The organism is Thalassospira sp. UBA4513 (genome assembly GCF_002388495.1).
Taxonomy (GTDB): Bacteria; Pseudomonadota; Alphaproteobacteria; order Rhodospirillales; family Thalassospiraceae; genus Thalassospira; species Thalassospira tepidiphila.
The window spans coordinates 178,891-195,777 of record NZ_DGMR01000038.1; the positions used below are offsets into that span (position 1 = coordinate 178,891).

The following is a 16,887-nucleotide window of genomic DNA, read 5'->3' on the forward strand; positions in this document are numbered from 1 at the left end:
TCCCGGATAAGGAGACACATCATGAGTTTCATGTTCCGAAGCGTGCCACGCATCGTCTGCGAAGCCGGTGGCATTGCCAAGACCGGCAGCCTGATGCAGGAACTCGGCGCCAGCCGTGTCATCATCGTTTGCGATCCGGGCATCGTCAAACTGGGTTTTGCGCAAAAGGCGCAAGATGCACTTGAGGCCGCCGGTATCGCGGTTCAGGTATTTTCTGACGTCGAAGCCGACCCGCCCCAGAAAATTGTCGAAGCCGCCATTACCGGGGCACGTGACTGGAAGGCGGATGGCGTAATCGGTCTTGGCGGCGGCAGCTCGCTTGATAGTGCCAAGCTGGTTGCATTGCTTGCCAACAGCGACCAGACCATCGAAGAGATCTATGGGGTGGACAAGGCAACTGGTGACCGCCTACCGTTGATCCAGATCCCGACCACCGCCGGGACCGGATCAGAAGTTACATGGGTGTCGGTAATTACAGATAACGACCACCTCAAACAGGTTGTCTACACCCCGCAACTGATGCCCGATATCGCCCTTCTTGATGCGGAACTGACCTATGGCCTGCCGCAAAAGGTCACAGCGGCCACGGGCCTTGATGCCATGGTCCATGCGATCGAAGGCTATACCAGCCGCACACGCAAAAACCCGATTGCCGATGGCATGGCGGTCACAGCCCTTTCGCTGCTTGGCAAGAACCTGATGAAGGTGATTGAAAATCCGGGTGACAAGGAAGCACGCTCTGCCATGTTGCAGGGATCGCTGATTGCCGGGATGGCGTTCGCCAATGCATCGGTTGCCGCCATTCATGGATTGGCCTATCCGCTGGGCGCACGTTTCCATATCCCGCATGGTCATGCCAATGCGCTGGTCATGGCGCAGGTGATCCGCTTTAACCTGCCAGCCGCGAAAAAGCTGTATGCAGAACTCGCCCCGTGCCTGATCGAAGGGGGCGATTTCGACAGCGAAGACGCCGCCGCCGAGGCGTTCGTCAAAAGGATCGAGGAAATGGTCCCGGCCAGCGGTCTTGAAATCCGCCTGCGCGATCTTGGCGTCACCGAAGAGTCCCTGCCGGAAATGGCCGAGGAAGTCTTTACCAAGATCCATCGCCTGATCGACAGCAATCCGCGCGACATGACCGCCAAGGAGATCGAGGCGATTTATCGCAGCGTTTATTAATTTGCCCGTCTGCAAACTTCGGTTTGTATCGTGGCACAAGAACCGGCGGCCTGTTTGGTCGCTTGGCCGCCGGTTCTAAAGTTATCAAAATGATCAGACCGGCTTAACGAATGGCAACCGGGTTGATGATCATCTGTACAGCGCCCTTAAGCTTGGCCTGCCCGAGAACGAACAGGAACTCGTGCGCCCGGCCTGCGGCCAGGTCCCGGGTGACGATATTTTCAAGAATATAGACACCGCTTTCTGCCAGAAGCTTCACATGGACCGGGAAGAAAGCACTCGGATCTTCATGGGGAACAGCTTCAAGCCCCCATGTATCGGCGCCAACGGCGACAACACCCTGATTTGCCAACCATTCCGCGGCTTCCAGACCAAGGCCCGGTTCGGTCGTTCCGTAAAGCTCATTGTCCTTCCCGACCAAATCAAGCCATCCGGTATGGATCAGAGCCACATCTCCCTTGCGAATTTCGGTACCGGCCGCTTTTTGAGCCGCCATGATGTCGTCAAGGGTGATGACATAGCCGCCTTCAAGACGATCAGTCCCCTTGATCGCAGCAACGTCCAGCAGGACACCACGCGTTGCCATTGGTGGCACGTTTTCAATGCCAAGCTTGGTCAGGCCGGTGGCTGCGACCATATCTTCGGCGTGGTTATTGTTATAATAGGTATGATGATCACCAAGATGGCCCAGACCATCAATCTGTGTCCCGACACCGAGCCAGCCGGTGAACATGTCATCGTTATAGGTTCCTGCATTGCTGCCGATTGTTTTGTTGCCGCTTTGTCCAGGCGAGAAAACCGTCACAGCGACACCACGTGGTGCAAAGGCCGGCGTATCACGTGAAATTTCCATCCCCAGTGAATAGACCTTGCCTTCGGAAATCAGCTTACTGGCTGCAAGTGTTACGTCCGAAGTGAGATAGTTCGCTGCCCCGATTTGATCATCTGGTCCAAACGGTGATGTAAACCGGTCATCGGCCGAAGCGGTACCGATTGCGCCGATAAGACCAAGCATCATGGATGCAGAGACAAGCATTTTTGCTTTTTGCATTTTTTCCTCCCTAAGTTGATAAGGACTCAGGGAGCAGCAATTACAATGCCAACAAAAAAATGGCTCAAAACGGCGATCATTAAAAGAAATTTGAGCGGCAACCGATCAATCGAACACCTGACATGATCGGTTATCGCTCCGGCAAAACATGCAGGCGATCAGCCTGTCTCACCAAGCTCGCAATTTTTGTCATTCTATCTTTTGGGAAAAGTGATGGTGCCCCCGGGGAGAATCGAACTCCCACTCACTAGGTGAAACAGATTTTGAGGGCGGAGAAAACTCAATGAAATCAGTACATTTCCAAAATACAGGCAGCATTTCGGAGCTTGTATCTTGTACTTCGTGAATGAATTTACGGAATGGATTTCATCATATCCGCTGACCACGCAGTACTTAAGATTTCTCGGCTCAGATTGCTGTCAACTCCAAAGCTGAAACAACATGATTATTCAACCTGCCGTTCAGCGAAGCTATGAAAAATCGATATGCGAAGATGACCGCGCGCCGAAGAACTCGGGGCTATCTCAAACGAAAATCCCTTTCATTTGATGGGCACATTCAACTTTTACGCCCCCAAAATTGGAAACGAGGGCCACGCATCACAGCTTGCTCAACAAGACAGGTTCATTCTAATTGAAAAGAAAATCAGGCTTAACTCATGGACGATAGTTTCCGAGAGGGCCAGCTATTTACCCGACCTAGCATGCAAGGCCCAATCACCTTCGGAAAAACGGTCATGTGCAAATTGCCCCTGATGCCAGTAAGGATAAATCAACGGCGGAGCACTGACCTCATCAAGACGTTTAAGATCATCTGGATCAAGCTTGACATCAAACGCACGGAAATTAGCTTTGAACTGATCGATATTGCTGCCCCCAATTACAAGCGATGAAACTGCGGGGCGGGTTAACAACCAAGCCAGTGCAATCTGGGCGGCTTCAACGCCATGTTTTTCACCCACCGAGATCAGGACGTCAACTATGTCCCACAAACGATCCTGATCCCGGATGGGTGGTTCGGTCCAGCCCGCAGCCTGCCGGGACCCTTCCGCAACAGGCTGACTACGGCGATGTTTGCCCGAGAGCAATCCCGCCGCCAATGGGCTCCAGACCAAAACTCCAAGCCCTTGGTCCACCGAAATCGGCAGAAGTTCATATTCTGCTTCGCGGGCCTCAAGGGTGTAATGAATTTGCTGTGTGACGAACCGCACACGGCGATCCCGTTCGGATGCCTGCAATGATTTCATGATGTGCCAGCCCGAATAGTTTGAGCAGCCGACATAGCGCACCTTGCCCTGTGTGACCAAAGCATCAAGAGCGGCCATCTTTTCTTCGACCGGGGTGACGCCATCCCATTCGTGCATGTAATAGATGTCGATGTGGTCGGTGCGCAGATTCTTGAGCGTCTTTTCGCATTCCCGGATCAGGTGATAGCGACTTACCCCCTCATCATTCGGGCCATCGCCAATCCGCATGCGGGCCTTGGATGTAACAAGAACCTGATCACGTCGGCCGTCAAGGACTTCGCCAAGGATTTGCTCGGACAGGCCCGTCGAGTACATATTGGCAGTGTCAAACAGGTTCACACCGTGATCAATGCAGCAATCGACAAGACGGCGTGCTTCGGGCACTTGTTGCGAACCGACCATTGCGAACGGTCCGTCGCCGCCAAAAGTAAATGTTCCCATCGAAAGGGCTGAGACTTTCAACCCTGATCTGCCTAGTGTTCTATACTCCATAACCCGGTCCTTTCGATGCAAGTCATTGCGGTGTGGCGCAAGGAGGAAAAGGTCTCAGCATGCCGCCCAAGCACGGCGCAATCATGCTGAGACTTAGAAAGTCAGCCTTTTACAAAGCGTGCGAGCGTTTCAATCAACAGGAAGGCAACCGTGCCCCCCGCATCCTGAAGACCTTTACTTTTATCGGCAAACGCCGCAGCCTTGCCGTGCTGGGCGACCATATCCTTGGTTGCTTCCAGCGCTGCCTGTCCGGCACGTGCGGCGTCTGCAACCGCATCTACCAACGGGGCGTGTTGGTCGGCAGATTGTTCAAGGCTTTGGGCGATGGGCTCAAGCACATCCAAGACAGTTTTATCGCCAAGTTTGGCTTTGCCGCGTTCGGCAATCCCGTCGGCATACGCCCGCCAGAAGGCCGTCATTTCCTTGGTGCCAATCGCGTCAGTATCATCAACAGCCTTGCCTCCGCGCATAAATCCGGTTGCTGTCAACGTCCCCATTGTCGAGGGCGCTGCCTTTGCCATTGCCGCACCAGCCATTTTGAACTGCTTGCCCAGCGGTTCACCGTCCATGTCAGAGACCGTTTTAGTGGCAGCCTCAAACGCAGAATTCATAGTGATGCCAAGATCACTGTCACCGACCTTGGCATCAAGGGCGATCAGCTCATCACGCTTGTCGCGAAATGTGGCATGAAAGGCCTCGAACAGGGCGGCAATATTGCCGGTATTAATTGTGTTCATCATGGCCTCCGATTACTGCGCGAAATGTTTGAAGAATGGCGTGTCGGCTTTGGCAGCCATCAGGCGATCAAGTTCTTCGTCAAGATGCAGAACCGAAACAGATGCACCGGCCATTTCCATCGAAGTCGCAAATTCACCGACCCAAACATGCTTCACGTTGATCTCGCGCTCGCTCATCAATTGGGAAACACGACGGAACATGATGTAAAGTTCTTCAAGCGGTGTCGCGCCAAGACCGTTAACCAGAATGGCAACATCGTCGCCTTTCTTGTAATCCTGCTCGGCGAAGATTTTCTCCATCATCTCGTCGACGAGCGGATCAGCAGCAGTCAGTTTTTTACGGGTAATACCGTTTTCGCCATGGATCCCCATGCCGATTTCCATCTCGTCATCGCCGATTTCAAAGGATGGTTTGCCAACTTCGGGAATGATGCAGCTGCTCAGCGCGACACCGATGGTGCGTGTGCGATCTTTGGCCTTTTCGGCAACGCGAACGACCTCTTCAAGTGACATGCCTTCCTGTGCGGCCGCACCGGCAGCTTTATAAAGGAAGAATATCCCGGCAACGCCACGGCGCTTGTGTTCTTCACCAACGACAGAGGACGCCACATCATCATTGCCGACAACCGACATCACCTTGATGTCTTCAAGGTCGGCCAGCTCGGTCGCCATATCGAAATTGATGATATCCCCGGTATAATTGCCGTAAATGTAAAGGACACCAGCCCCCTGATCGATATGCTTGGTCACTTCAAGCATCTGTTCGGCACTGGGTGACTGAAACACGCCGCCAACAGCCGCACCATCGAGCATGCCTTTGCCGACATAACCCAGAAACAGCGGCAAATGCCCCGAACCACCACCGGTGGCAATGCCAACCTTGCCTTTGACCGGCTCGGCCTTGACATAGCAGCGCTTGTCATCGGCAACATAGGTGACCTCTTTGTTCGCCAGATAGATGCCTTCAAGCATTTCATCGACGAAATTCTTCGGATCATTCATAAATTTTTTCATGATTTTCTCTTTATTTCGCAGGTTTGAATTTGCGCTGACGGGTTACGAAGAACGCCGCGGCAAGCAGAATGAACGCGCCGACGAACACCCGTTGCCATGTGCTTGGAATTCCAACCATCACAAGAACATTATCGACCACAACGACAAGCAAAACGCCCAGCATGGTGCCAATCACCGACCCGGTTCCGCCGGTGATCCGGGCCCCGCCCAGAACAACCGCTGCAATCACCGCAATTTCGGTTCCGACAAGATCAAACGGGTTCGCCAAACGGTTGGCCGTCACATGAACGATGCCTGCCAGGCCGGCCAAAGCACCAGCATAACCAAACACGAAAAGATGGACGATCTTGACGTTGTACCCCAGACGGGCGGTGACATCCGGACTTCCACCAAGCGAGAAGATGGCGCGTCCCATCAGGGTACGGCGCATGATCCACCAGGTCAGGATCGCTGCTGCTGGCAGGATCAGGAAGTAAACAGGCAAACTGACCGTTGCGCCATTTGCCGTTTCAAATTCTAGCAGGGAAATACGCCCGAACGTGCCCATCTGACCGGGCAACTCCATGATCCAGGTCGTGCCGACAAAAGCCAGCAAGCCGCCCCGAAACAGGTACTGCGTCCCAATCGTGACAATCAGAGACGGCACACGCAGCGTATAAACCAGAAAGCCATTGAGAACGCCCAGTGCAATGCCACCGGCAACCGCGATCAGGAACACGACATAGATCGGCATGTTCGGTGCATGGTTGATTGCCAGAAGTGTGATCGAATACATCGTCAGTGCTGCGATGGCCGTAAATGACACATCAATGCCGCCTGCCGCCAGGATCACAAAAACACCCAATGCAAACAGGCCGGTCACGACACTGGCACGACCAATATCAATCAGGGTGGATGGCTGCAAAAAGGCCGGGTTTGCAATGGCGACAGCGATACAAATGGCAATAAGAAGACCCAAGGTCACCAATTCCGGTTTCTTGGCAATCAGATCACCCAATCCCCGGCGCTGCTGCAATTGCCCGGATGCCGATACATGGCCCGGAGCAGGTTTGTTTGAGGTTCCAGCCGAACTCATGCTGCACCTTCCTGTACTGAACCAAGCATCGCCTGGTAAATATCGTCTTCACTTGCGGATGCCCCATTGAGGTCTGAGACGACCTCGCCGGCATTCATCACAAGTATGCGGTCACAGTTTTGAAGAAGTTCAGGCAAATCGTCGCTGACGATGATCAGCCCCATACCGTCTTCAGCCATTTTCTGAATTGTCTGATAGATCGCGTCCTTTGACCCGACATCGACACCAACAGTTGGACCATGCAGCACGAGAATTTCCGGAGTGATGCTTAACCAGCGACCAATCAGAACGCGTTGCTGGTTCCCACCCGAAAGCGATGAAACCGGCAATTCGATATCTGCGGTGTTCAGACGCATGTCGGCCGAAATTTCGCGGGCAATTTCCTTACCCTTCTTCATGTCGAGAATGCCCATGAACCCCGCAAGTTTACGCAGGATCAGAGCCACTTCGTTCTGATAGATAGATTTGCTTAAAAACAGGCCTTCGGACAGACGATCTTCCGGGACATAGGCAATGCCGGCATCAATTGAATCCGATGCTGTTGCAATGCGGATGTTCTTGTCATTGATAGAGATCGTGCCACTTGCCGCAGGCCGGATACCGGCTATTGCCAAAGCAAGTTCATTTCGCCCAGAATCCGACAGCCCGGTAATGCCAAGTACCTCGCCTTTGCGAAGATCAAATCCGACATCGTTGAAACGGCCCGGCATGCTGAAGTTCGAAAGCGACATCAGCGTATCTTCCAAAGGGCTACCTTCGCGGTATCGCTTTTCGCTGATTTGACGACCTGTCATCAGTTCGGCCAAATCGGCCCTGCTATAACTTTCAATCGGTCCTTGTGCCACGCATTGCCCGTCACGAAATACGATCGCATGCCCGCCAATACGATAGCATTCTTCGAGTTTGTGGGTGACAAACAGCACCGCGACATTTTGCGACCGCAGACGTGAGACCACATCAATAAGGTTTTCCACCTCGCGACGGGTCAGCGACGTCGTCGGTTCATCCATGATGACAAGGCGTGCTTCACAGGCAATCGCACGGGCAATTGCCACAAGCTGACGTGTTGCCAAAGGCAGTTCCGAGACAATCGTCGACATCAGTTCTGGTGTTACGTCCAGGCCCACTTGCGACAGGGCTTTGGTCGCCGTTTGCTGCATCCGCGCCCGGTCAATACGGCGCAGAAGCCTGCCGTGGCCTTCGACCAGTTGCTCCCCAAGGGCAACATTTTCCATTACGCTCAGATTGGGGATCAAAGACAGGTCCTGATAGACGGTCTCAATCCCGAAATCGAGAGATTGAATGGGGGTAAGTTCGTTAAACACCTCGCCATCAAGAACAATCTGGCCTTCGCTGGGCGGATGCGCCCCGGCCATGATCTTGATCACGGTGCTTTTGCCACAACCGTTTTCGCCCAGCAGGTGGTATACCTCCCCGGCTTCAAGTGACAGGTCAACACCGCGCAGGGCATGGACACCGCCAAAACGTTTGTGAATGTTTCTTAGTTCAAGAAAACAGCGATTTTTCTGCGTGTTTTGCGTCACCAGTCAGACCCTTTCCTGCTGACATGTCCCGGCCTTTGACGAGGCCGGGCGGCCCGAAACATGCCAAGACACATTCCGGGCTGCCTCAACCGGGTTCGCTTAGAAAAGGTAATCTTTGTAGGTTTCCTTATCGACAAGGACCATGCCATTGCCAACAATCAGAAGACCTTTGCCTGCGCCTGGTGTGACGGTCACGCTTTCGTAGCCTTCAACACCAAGGTCCATGCCATCGGTAACTTCTTTGCCTTCAAGCATCAGCTTGGCAACGGCATTCATTGCCATGCCAGCTTTCTGCGGATCCCAGAAACCAATTGCGGTGATCGCACCAGATTCCAGATAGGCCGTTGACGGGTTCGGAAGACCGGTACCAACCAGGCAGACCTTGCCGGCAAGACCAGCTTCTTCGATCGCACGTCCGACACCAAGAACATCGTTGCCAGCCGAAGTCTGGAAGCCCTTGATGTCAGGATGTTTGCGGAGGATTTCCTTGGCTTTTTCATAGGTACCATTGGCATCATCGAACGATTCATTGTTCGGGTCGACCAATTCCATACCCGGATATTTTTTGGCATTTTCTTCGCCGGCACCAACCCACTGCATGTGCGTACGGCTTCCCAGCGATCCAACAAACGTTGTCCACTTGCCTTTTTCGCCCATGCACTGCGCCAAACGTTCGTTCAGGGCCGCACCATAATCGCTGTTATCGAATGCTTCGATATCGGCATGGGTGTTGGTCTGGTTATCGGCTTCGTGCGTCACAACGATTGTGCCGCGGTCCATCGCGCGGCCAAGGATACCTTCGAGAATATCTGGATCCATCGGCACAACAGCCAGTGCGTCTACGCCAGTTGCCACAAGATCATTGACGATCTGAAGCTGCTGGGCGGAATCCGCCGTTGCCGGACCGACCTGACGAATATCCATTTCGGGGTTTTGTTCGGCAAACTTGGTAACACCGGTTTCCATACGATCAAACCATGGAATACCGCTAATTTTAACGACAGTCGTAATGGATTTTGTGTCCTGCGCCGAGGACGGAGCAGCAAAACCAAGAACAGACATCGCAGCCAGTGCGAAAGCTGTGGTTTTCATAAGGTTGGCAATTTTCATAATGTTTCCTCCCAATTGGAAATATTCTGTTTGGCCAGATGTTTCCCTCTGATTTTTGATTACTTCTGTGCGTGAGGGCTGCGCACAGAGGCAGAGATCGCATGTTTTTGCAGGTTAATCAGATCAAGCAATCTGAACCGCCCGATCGCGAGGAACCCAAGCAACAGGGCCCCCCAAGCGAAATCACGAATAAAGTTTGAAAGGCCCATGAAGTTGAGCATGCTCGACATCATCTGCAGCGTGATTGCCGACAGAACAACACAGATCACCCGCCCATAACCGCCTTCGGGTTTAACACCGGCCATCACCGCAATCAGGATCGCCACCAGAAGGTAGGATGTGCCGTAATCCCACTTCACGTTGATGGTCCGCGCGGCAATTATGATCCCGGCAAGCGACGACAGGATGCCGCTTACGGTATAGGTCGAAATGATCACTTTGTTTTTTGGAAACCCGGCATACTCAGCGGCCTTGGGGTTTGACCCATTGAGCATCAGCCACATGCCAAACGGCGTATAGCGCAGAACAAAACCGATGATGCAGGCAACCCCGATGAACAAAAGGAAACTGATCGGGATTTCAAACAACAATCCGTTGCCGATTTCATAAAGCGGGCCCGGTGCACCAACCCTTACCGAACGACCATCGGAAATCGCAACGGCAAGCCCGATAAACAGCATTTGCGTGCCCAGCGTGCAAAGGATCGCCGTGATTTTAAGATAGGCAATCAACAGGCCGTTCAGCAAACCGCCAAGAAACCCGGTTGCCAATGCCACCACGATAAAGATGAGCGAGAAAATCTCCGGGTCCTGAGAGGCAGAGAAAAAACTTACAGCAATGGTCGCAGCGACGACGCCCGAAAGATTGGCCAACGCGATCCCCGACAATTCGATGCCGCCATTCCCGACACACATCGCCAGCAAAACACCGATCGCCAACAACCCGATTTCAGGCACTTGGCCCGCCATCGACTGAAGATTAAACAGCGAAAGATAGTTTCCATCAGAAACAATCGCGCCCGCCGTCATCAACGTGACGATCAGCCCGATTAGAACGGTCAGGTGCCCGTCAAAAAAGCGCATGGATCCTCCCCATACTTTTAGTAAATTTTTATGTTTATTGACTAAAAACTATCAATTCATTTTTATGTTGGCAAGCATCTGTTTGACACAAACTGTTACATCACAGTTGCATTGATATCCGGCAGGATGTTTACTAAAAAACATAAACAATGAAGAATCAGGGAAGAGCACCAAGGTTAAGTACATGAAAAAAAATAACAAACCGACGATCAAACAGATTGCCGAACAGGCGGGTGTCTCCCCTTCTACGGTGTCGCTTGTTCTGAATGGCAAGGGTGAAATTTCCGGCGTTACCCGTTCACGGGTCCTTGAAGTTGTTTCTTCGTTGAACTACCTGCCGCGCGCTCCCAAAAATCGCGAAAAAACGGCGAAAACCATCAAGTTTCTCAAGATCGCCAAACACGGTCATACTGTGAACCGTGACCATAGCCATTTCATTTCTGATTACATTGACGGTATGTCATCAGAGGCAACCAGTCGTGGTTATAAGCTGCAGGTTTTAAGCTATGAAAATGTCACAGCAAGTGACATCACAGACATCCTGGCAAATTCGGATGCAACGGCCGCCATCATACTTGGCACCGAGCTAACGCGTGAAGATATTCAGAAAATCCAGGACTTCAGATTACCAACTGTTTTTATTGATTCTTTTTATGATCTCATTGATGCAAATTTCGTCGACATGAACAATGGCGATGCGGTTTACACCGTGCTTTCGCACTTAAAAGATCTTGGTTTTAGTAAAATTGGCTTTGTCGGCAGTGAAACTCAGACCCGAAACTTTGCTCTGCGCAAGAAAGCCTTCCTGAAAAACATGCACCATCTCGGACTGACAGTGAACAGCAGTCACATCCTGTCAATCGGTTCCACCATCGCCTCGGCATATGAAGATAGCTTCAAGGCGCTTTCCAATCACGACAGCCTTGCTGAAGCTTATTTTTGCGCGAACGACATCATGGCATATGGATTTACCAAAGCCCTGAAAGAAAAAGGATATAAGATTCCACAGGACATCTCGATCGTCGGGTTTGATAACCTTCCAATGAGCGCCACTCTTGACCCGTCCTTAACGACGATAGATGTTTCGAAACGCAAAATCGGAAGCATGGCTGTTACGGTACTTGATGAACTCTTAAATGCAGAGGGCTCCCTGCCTGCGGTCAAGGTTCAGGTCGGCGCAGAGCTTGTTGTCCGCGCAAGTACAACCCCGAAGAAAACCGACTGATAACGCAATGTTCCATCACCATTGCCAACACTGCCTTTAAGCACCCCGTATCTCAACGTGGCACATATCGATTAATACGCAGCGTCTGGAAAAGATGTGGGAAGCTAAAAGAGCAAAACCCAACCGATTACGGCTGGGTTTGGAAAAGCGATGGTGCCCCCGGGGAGAATCGAACTCCCACTCACTAAGTGAAACAGATTTTGAGTCTGCCGCGTCTACCAATTCCGCCACAGGGGCAGGCAATTCGGGTGCGTGTGCGCACCCTCCATCAACGGGCGGGATAATAGCCGTAAATTTCGCCGGGTCAATGGGGCTTTGTGCAAAAATACGTCTGCGTAGATACGGATAAACTGCGCCATTGCGATTGCCGGCAAAATGCGGTTTGATCTGGCCTGTTTTCAAGGCCAAGCGCCGCTCCCAAATCGCAGACAACATGACAAGGCGCTATTGCCGTGATCCGCAGCCTCTATGACTGGACCATGAACCTTGCCGGCCACCGCCATGCCGGCTGGGCCCTGTTTTTCATTGCAGCGATTGAAAGCTCTGTCTTTCCGATCCCGCCTGACATTTTGCTGATCCCGATGATCATTGCCGCCCCGACGCGCGCCTGGCGCTATGCGCTGATTTGCCTCGTCGGGTCTGTCCTTGGCGGGCTTGTCGGATACGGTATCGGTTTCTTCCTGTTTGAAACGGTCGGACAGCCCGTGCTTGAGCTTTATGGCTATGCCGACAAGTTTGATCAGTTCCGCGACTATTATAATGAATGGGGTGCCTGGGCGGTGTTCATTGCCGGTGTAACGCCATTCCCCTACAAGGTAATCACCATCCTGTCGGGTGTGACCGCACTTGACCCGGTTGTCTTTACGCTGGCATCGATCCTGGCGCGCGGATTGCGGTTCTTTGTCATTGCTGCCCTGATCTGGAAATTCGGCCCTGTCATCCGCGACTTCATCGAACGTCGACTGGGCCTCGTTTTCACCATATTTATCGTGGTTCTTGTCGGCGGGTTTGCCGCGATAAAGCTGATCCCGCATGGTTGACCCGACGCCAAATTCTGATGCACGCCAATAAACGGACCAACTGATGTTCAATTTGCTGCGCCCACGCTTCATCCCGGCCTTTCCACCCCTTGCCCTGCTGCTGGTTTCAGCGGGCAGCATTGGCTTTGCCTTTTACGCGCAATATGTCCAGAAGCTGCTTCCCTGTGTGCTGTGTCTTTATCAACGTGTGCCATTTTATATGGTTGCCGGTCTTTCGATCGTCGCGCTGTTGCTGATCCGCTTTCCTGCCGCCGCACGAGCGGTGGTTTATCTGTGTGCTGCGACCTTTGCCGTCGGAACGGCGATTGCATTTTACCACGTTGGTGTTCAGGAATTGTGGTGGGAAGGGCCCGCCATGTGTGGGGGCGTGCAAAGCGGCGCCGCATCCGTGGCAGACCTCAAAGCGCAGCTTATGGCACAACCGATCATTCGCTGTGACAAGATCGACTGGACCCTGTTTGGCATCACCATGCCGACGGTCAACGTGTTCTTCTCGTCAGCACTCACTGTTTTCTGCCTGATCGCATCGTCGCGCTGGATGAAGAAATAACCGCGAACACCTTCGACGCTGCTGAAGCCAAGCCTCACAAAACCCGTCTGACACGTCAGGCGGGTTTTTGCATTTCCAAAGGCCGCCTTTTGCGCGAACAATTGCTCAGAAATCTGACAATTCTTCGCCTGATAATGAGAATTGTTATTGTTTGCAGAAAATTCCCGGTTATATTGAGACCCATTCGCACCATAAGTTCCGACTGCACAAAGGACCCCATTGTCGTGAGCGCCATGGCATTCCATCCGCATATGACCAGCCACATCGAAGGTATTTCCCTTCTTGATGACCTGCGGTTCCGTCGCTGGAACACCGCCATTTCCGATTTATGGCATGTGGAATGTGAAGCGGAGGCCGGGGGAACCTATGTTTCGCAAGCCCCGCGTCTGGTAGCGATCATTGATTGCGTGGGCGATGGGCGTATCAACGTCCGTTCCTCAGATGACGCGGCAGATCAGCAACGTCGCGGCAAAGGATGCCTGTCCTATATCCCGGCCGGGATGGAGGTCTCATCCGAGGTCTTCGGCGCGTGTCGTCTGCGCCATCTTGATATCCATCTTGATGTCGACGCGCTTGAAAACAGCATGGGCGCCCCACTTGACCTCGCGACCCTAGAAACACCCCGCATCGGTTTTTGTGATCCGCGCATCAATACGTTGGTTCGGTTGCTGGCCGACGACCTGCAAAGCGAACACCAAAGCCCGCAGATCTATGGCGAAGGTTTGATCAGCGCGTTGACCGCGGCCCTGCTGCAACCGCGCGCGGCAAGTGAACCGCAACGCAAACGCGGCAAACTGGCACCGTACCATTTGCGCAAGTCGGTCGATTATATCGAACAGAATTGCGGACGCACCATCCGCCTTGATGAACTGGCACAGTTGACCGGGCTCTCGCAATCCTATTTCTGCTCGGCCTTCCGCGAAAGTACCGGCATGCCGCCGCAACAGTGGCAGATGAAAGCCCGGGTGGAGCGCGCCAAAACCCTGCTTAAAGATGCCGAGACACCGCTAGCGTCGGTCGCCCTTCGGGTCGGCTTTGCCGATCAGGCGCATTTGACCCGCGTGTTCCGCAAAATCGTTGGCACCACGCCGGGTGCATGGCGCAAGGAACAGATCGCGTAACTTAAGCCAAATTCCGTTCAATACGCCGAAATCCGGTTCAATATCCCATCCCCCAACGCGTGATATCGAAAAGGCCATCATCACAGATGACCCGCCGGTTCCCGCCCGACAGGTCGTCGTCAAAGACAACCGATACAGGGAATCCCAAATGCGTTTTACAGGACAGAAATTGTCTTCAACCCTTTTGCTGGGTACGGCACTTGCATTGGTTTTTGCCGCACCCGATTTTGCGCTTGCGCAGTCTTCAGATGACGCGACAGAACGTGACGGCGAAAGCACTACCCTTAAACCTCTGATCATTGAGTCCGAAGCAGAGCCTGCACATGCTCCTGTAAACGGATATGTTGCTACACACAGTGCAACCGGCTCAAAAACCGGCACCGCCATTGAGGAAATCCCGCAATCCGTATCCGTTATCGGCCGCAAAGAGATGGACAGCCGCGGTGTCGACAAAGTCGATGAAGCATTGCGATATACCGCTGGCGTATTCACCCAGCCTTATGGCTCCGACACGGATACCAACTGGTTCTTCATTCGTGGCTTTGAAGCAACCCAGAGCGGAGCTTATCTTGATGGCTTGCAAAACTACGCCTATGGCTTTGGCGCATTCTTGGTCAATGATTACACTCTTGAAAGGGTAGAGGTCCTTCGCGGTGCCGCCTCTGTCCTGTATGGCAGCACCAATCCCGGCGGCATGGTAAACTATGTCAGCAAACGCCCGACCGATGTGCCACTGCGCCGTCTTGAGTTTTCCGTCACCGAGACGGGGAAATATGGCACAGGCATCGATTTCAGCGACAAGCTTAGTGACGTTGCAGCATACCGCCTGACCGGTAACTTTACCGATGGCGACGAACAGGCCGACGACAATGAAGGATTCCAGGGGACGGTTGCACCAAGCTTAGCCTGGACGCCGAACGAAGACACCAGCCTGACCCTGCTTAGCAGCTTTACCTTCGTGGACGGCAAGCATAATGGTGGCCTTGGTTTCCTGCCCTATTTCGGCACTGCCAAAGATGCGCCTTATGGCAAGATTGATCCGGAAACCAACTTCTCTGAACCCGACCTTGATAAAAACCTGCGCCGTCAGGTTATGGTCGGTTACGAACTTGAACACGATCTCAATGACGACCTAACCTTCCGCCAGAATGCGCGGATCGGACATGCGGACATTCATGAGATTTACTACTACCCAAGTGGCTATGCCACCGGTGGAACATCACCAACAACCACCAATTACGACCTTGATCGCTGGGGGTTCGAACACCGCACCCAGATCACATCCATCGGTCTTGATAACCAGCTCGAACAGCGCTTTGAGACCGGTGCACTTGATCACACATTGCTTGGTGGCATCGACCTAAAGCGGTTTGATATGTCGCGCAAAGAATATTCCGGCGCAGGTACCGATATTGATCCGCTGAATCCCGTACATGGCACCGCACAGGTCGCACGATCTGCCTATCTCGATCAGGACATTGTCATGAACCAGATCGGTGTATATGCTCAGGATCAAATCCGATTTGGTGACGGCTGGATCACGACGCTGAATGGTCGTTATGATTATGTCAAAACCGATGGCGACGATCCGATTTCCCGGTACAACAACTATAGCGAAACCACAGGTGAGTGGAGCGGTCGCGCTGGCTTGGCATATACCTTCGACAATGGTCTGACCCCGTATGTAAGCGCTGCAACGTTCTTTAACCCGGTTCTCGGTTCAAGCTCCCAAGGGGTGTATGAACCGGAAACCGGCAGCCAGTATGAAGCAGGCCTGAAATACGTCCCCAATAGCTTCGATGGCCTTTTCACGGTTGCTGTATTTGACCTGACCCGTCAGAACGTGATTACCGGCACCTTCCAGAACGAGCGTCAGCTTGGTGAAGTTAACTCACAGGGTATCGAGTTTGAGGCCAAGGCGAACATCACTGAGAACCTGCTGCTCAGTGCTAGCGCAACTGCCTACGACCTTGAAGTTACCAAGGACGAAGACGCAAGTGTGATTGGTAAGCAACCGGTCACCGTCCCGACCGAGATGGCGACCCTTGGTCTCGATTACACCATCCGTCAGGGCACGCTCAGCGGCCTTCGCCTAGGTGGTGGTGTACGTTATCAAGGCGCATCCTATGCGGACGAGGCCAACCAGTACGAAGTACCGGCAGCAACATTGTTTGACGCTGGCCTTGGCTACGGCGTTGAGAACCAGTGGAACCTCAGCCTCAATGTCAGCAACCTGTTTGACAAGGAATATGTCGCAGGTTGCAGTTCAGCCACGGCCTGCGGCTATGGCGAAGGACGTACGGCACTTCTAAAGCTTACCCTCGATCTGTAAGTTTTCTTGAACCAGCGAATACAAAAAAACCGACGGTCCTGCCGTCGGCTTTTTCGTTGCCAAGCTGAACTTTGTAAAAGTTTTGGTGTCGA

General features: G+C 52.9%; 14 protein-coding genes and 1 tRNA gene. 6 read left to right on the forward strand and 9 right to left on the reverse strand.

The window, feature by feature from the left end; translation table 11 throughout:
* Nucleotides 1–21 precede the first annotated feature (21 nt).
* A complete protein-coding gene (locus B2T33_RS16445; protein ID WP_286792652.1) occupies nucleotides 22–1,176 on the forward strand; it encodes an iron-containing alcohol dehydrogenase in 1,155 nt (384 codons plus the stop codon).
* A 103-nt stretch (nucleotides 1,177–1,279) separates the two neighbouring features.
* Here the strand turns inward: B2T33_RS16445 and B2T33_RS16450 are convergent, their stop codons facing one another.
* From B2T33_RS16450 to B2T33_RS16485, 8 genes are all read right to left on the reverse strand, one after another.
* Nucleotides 1,280–2,227 (reverse strand): cyclase family protein, encoded by a 948-nt coding sequence (locus tag B2T33_RS16450; RefSeq protein ID WP_286792653.1) that lies wholly within the window; start codon nucleotides 2,225–2,227, stop codon nucleotides 1,280–1,282.
* A gap of 685 nt (nucleotides 2,228–2,912) precedes the next feature.
* Nucleotides 2,913–3,914 (reverse strand): aldo/keto reductase, encoded by a 1,002-nt coding sequence (locus B2T33_RS16455; protein WP_286792654.1) that lies wholly within the window; start codon nucleotides 3,912–3,914, stop codon nucleotides 2,913–2,915.
* 152 nt (nucleotides 3,915–4,066) lie between these two features.
* Entirely contained in the window at nucleotides 4,067–4,702 is a 636-nt protein-coding gene (locus B2T33_RS16460) for a dihydroxyacetone kinase subunit L (RefSeq protein ID WP_286792655.1), read from the reverse strand.
* A gap of 12 nt (nucleotides 4,703–4,714) precedes the next feature.
* Nucleotides 4,715–5,716, reverse strand: a complete 1,002-nt coding sequence (locus B2T33_RS16465) for a dihydroxyacetone kinase subunit DhaK (RefSeq protein ID WP_286792656.1) — start codon at nucleotides 5,714–5,716, stop codon at nucleotides 4,715–4,717.
* A gap of 10 nt (nucleotides 5,717–5,726) precedes the next feature.
* Entirely contained in the window at nucleotides 5,727–6,791 is a 1,065-nt protein-coding gene (locus tag B2T33_RS16470) for an ABC transporter permease (RefSeq protein WP_008889919.1), read from the reverse strand.
* On the reverse strand, nucleotides 6,788–8,335 hold the full coding sequence (locus B2T33_RS16475; RefSeq protein ID WP_197146663.1) for a sugar ABC transporter ATP-binding protein: 1,548 nt from the start codon (nucleotides 8,333–8,335) through the stop codon (nucleotides 6,788–6,790). The genes B2T33_RS16470 and B2T33_RS16475 overlap by 4 nt, the downstream gene beginning before the upstream one ends.
* Before the next feature lie 99 nt (nucleotides 8,336–8,434).
* Nucleotides 8,435–9,445 carry a substrate-binding domain-containing protein gene (locus B2T33_RS16480; protein WP_008889917.1) on the reverse strand — a complete coding sequence of 337 codons (1,011 nt, stop codon included), beginning with the start codon at nucleotides 9,443–9,445 and terminating at the stop codon, nucleotides 8,435–8,437.
* Nucleotides 9,446–9,504: 59 nt separating this feature from the next.
* Entirely contained in the window at nucleotides 9,505–10,527 is a 1,023-nt protein-coding gene (locus B2T33_RS16485; protein ID WP_197146662.1) for an ABC transporter permease, read from the reverse strand.
* A gap of 184 nt (nucleotides 10,528–10,711) precedes the next feature.
* On the opposite strand from B2T33_RS16485, the gene B2T33_RS16490 reads away from it, so the two are divergent.
* Entirely contained in the window at nucleotides 10,712–11,752 is a 1,041-nt protein-coding gene (locus B2T33_RS16490; RefSeq protein WP_197146661.1) for a LacI family DNA-binding transcriptional regulator, read from the forward strand.
* Between the two features lie 151 nt (nucleotides 11,753–11,903).
* Here B2T33_RS16490 and B2T33_RS16495 read toward each other — a convergent pair.
* Nucleotides 11,904–11,989, reverse strand: a tRNA-Leu gene (locus tag B2T33_RS16495).
* A 215-nt stretch (nucleotides 11,990–12,204) separates the two neighbouring features.
* Here B2T33_RS16495 and B2T33_RS16500 point away from each other — a divergent pair.
* The 4 genes from B2T33_RS16500 (at nucleotide 12,205) to B2T33_RS16515 (ending at nucleotide 16,795) form a co-directional block, all read left to right on the forward strand.
* The gene (locus B2T33_RS16500; RefSeq protein WP_008889914.1) at nucleotides 12,205–12,792 is read left to right on the forward strand and encodes a YqaA family protein; all 588 of its coding nucleotides are present in this window, start codon (nucleotides 12,205–12,207) and stop codon (nucleotides 12,790–12,792) included.
* Nucleotides 12,793–12,835: 43 nt separating this feature from the next.
* Nucleotides 12,836–13,342, forward strand: a complete 507-nt coding sequence (locus B2T33_RS16505; protein ID WP_197146660.1) for a disulfide bond formation protein B — start codon at nucleotides 12,836–12,838, stop codon at nucleotides 13,340–13,342.
* 233 nt (nucleotides 13,343–13,575) lie between these two features.
* Complete coding sequence (locus tag B2T33_RS16510; RefSeq protein WP_197147638.1) at nucleotides 13,576–14,463, forward strand: helix-turn-helix transcriptional regulator; 888 nt, start codon at nucleotides 13,576–13,578, stop codon at nucleotides 14,461–14,463.
* A 148-nt stretch (nucleotides 14,464–14,611) separates the two neighbouring features.
* The gene (locus B2T33_RS16515) at nucleotides 14,612–16,795 is read left to right on the forward strand and encodes a TonB-dependent siderophore receptor (protein WP_286792657.1); all 2,184 of its coding nucleotides are present in this window, start codon (nucleotides 14,612–14,614) and stop codon (nucleotides 16,793–16,795) included.
* Nucleotides 16,796–16,887 lie beyond the last annotated feature (92 nt).

Excerpts from the sequence above, each read along its gene's own strand:
- B2T33_RS16445 (WP_286792652.1), top strand. The coding sequence starts at position 22 with ATGAGTTTCATGTTCCGAAGCGTGCCACGCATCGTCTGCGAAGCCGGT.
- B2T33_RS16450 (WP_286792653.1), bottom strand. The coding sequence starts at position 2,227 with ATGCAAAAAGCAAAAATGCTTGTCTCTGCATCCATGATGCTTGGTCTT.
- B2T33_RS16455 (WP_286792654.1), bottom strand. The coding sequence starts at position 3,914 with ATGGGAACATTTACTTTTGGCGGCGACGGACCGTTCGCAATGGTCGGT.
- B2T33_RS16460 (WP_286792655.1), bottom strand. The coding sequence starts at position 4,702 with ATGAACACAATTAATACCGGCAATATTGCCGCCCTGTTCGAGGCCTTT.
- B2T33_RS16465 (WP_286792656.1), bottom strand. The coding sequence starts at position 5,716 with ATGAAAAAATTTATGAATGATCCGAAGAATTTCGTCGATGAAATGCTT.
- B2T33_RS16470 (WP_008889919.1), bottom strand. The coding sequence starts at position 6,791 with ATGAGTTCGGCTGGAACCTCAAACAAACCTGCTCCGGGCCATGTATCG.
- B2T33_RS16480 (WP_008889917.1), bottom strand. The coding sequence starts at position 9,445 with ATGAAAATTGCCAACCTTATGAAAACCACAGCTTTCGCACTGGCTGCG.
- B2T33_RS16485 (WP_197146662.1), bottom strand. The coding sequence starts at position 10,527 with ATGCGCTTTTTTGACGGGCACCTGACCGTTCTAATCGGGCTGATCGTC.
- B2T33_RS16490 (WP_197146661.1), top strand. The coding sequence starts at position 10,712 with ATGAAAAAAAATAACAAACCGACGATCAAACAGATTGCCGAACAGGCG.
- B2T33_RS16505 (WP_197146660.1), top strand. The coding sequence starts at position 12,836 with ATGTTCAATTTGCTGCGCCCACGCTTCATCCCGGCCTTTCCACCCCTT.
- B2T33_RS16510 (WP_197147638.1), top strand. The coding sequence starts at position 13,576 with ATGGCATTCCATCCGCATATGACCAGCCACATCGAAGGTATTTCCCTT.
- B2T33_RS16515 (WP_286792657.1), top strand. The coding sequence starts at position 14,612 with ATGCGTTTTACAGGACAGAAATTGTCTTCAACCCTTTTGCTGGGTACG.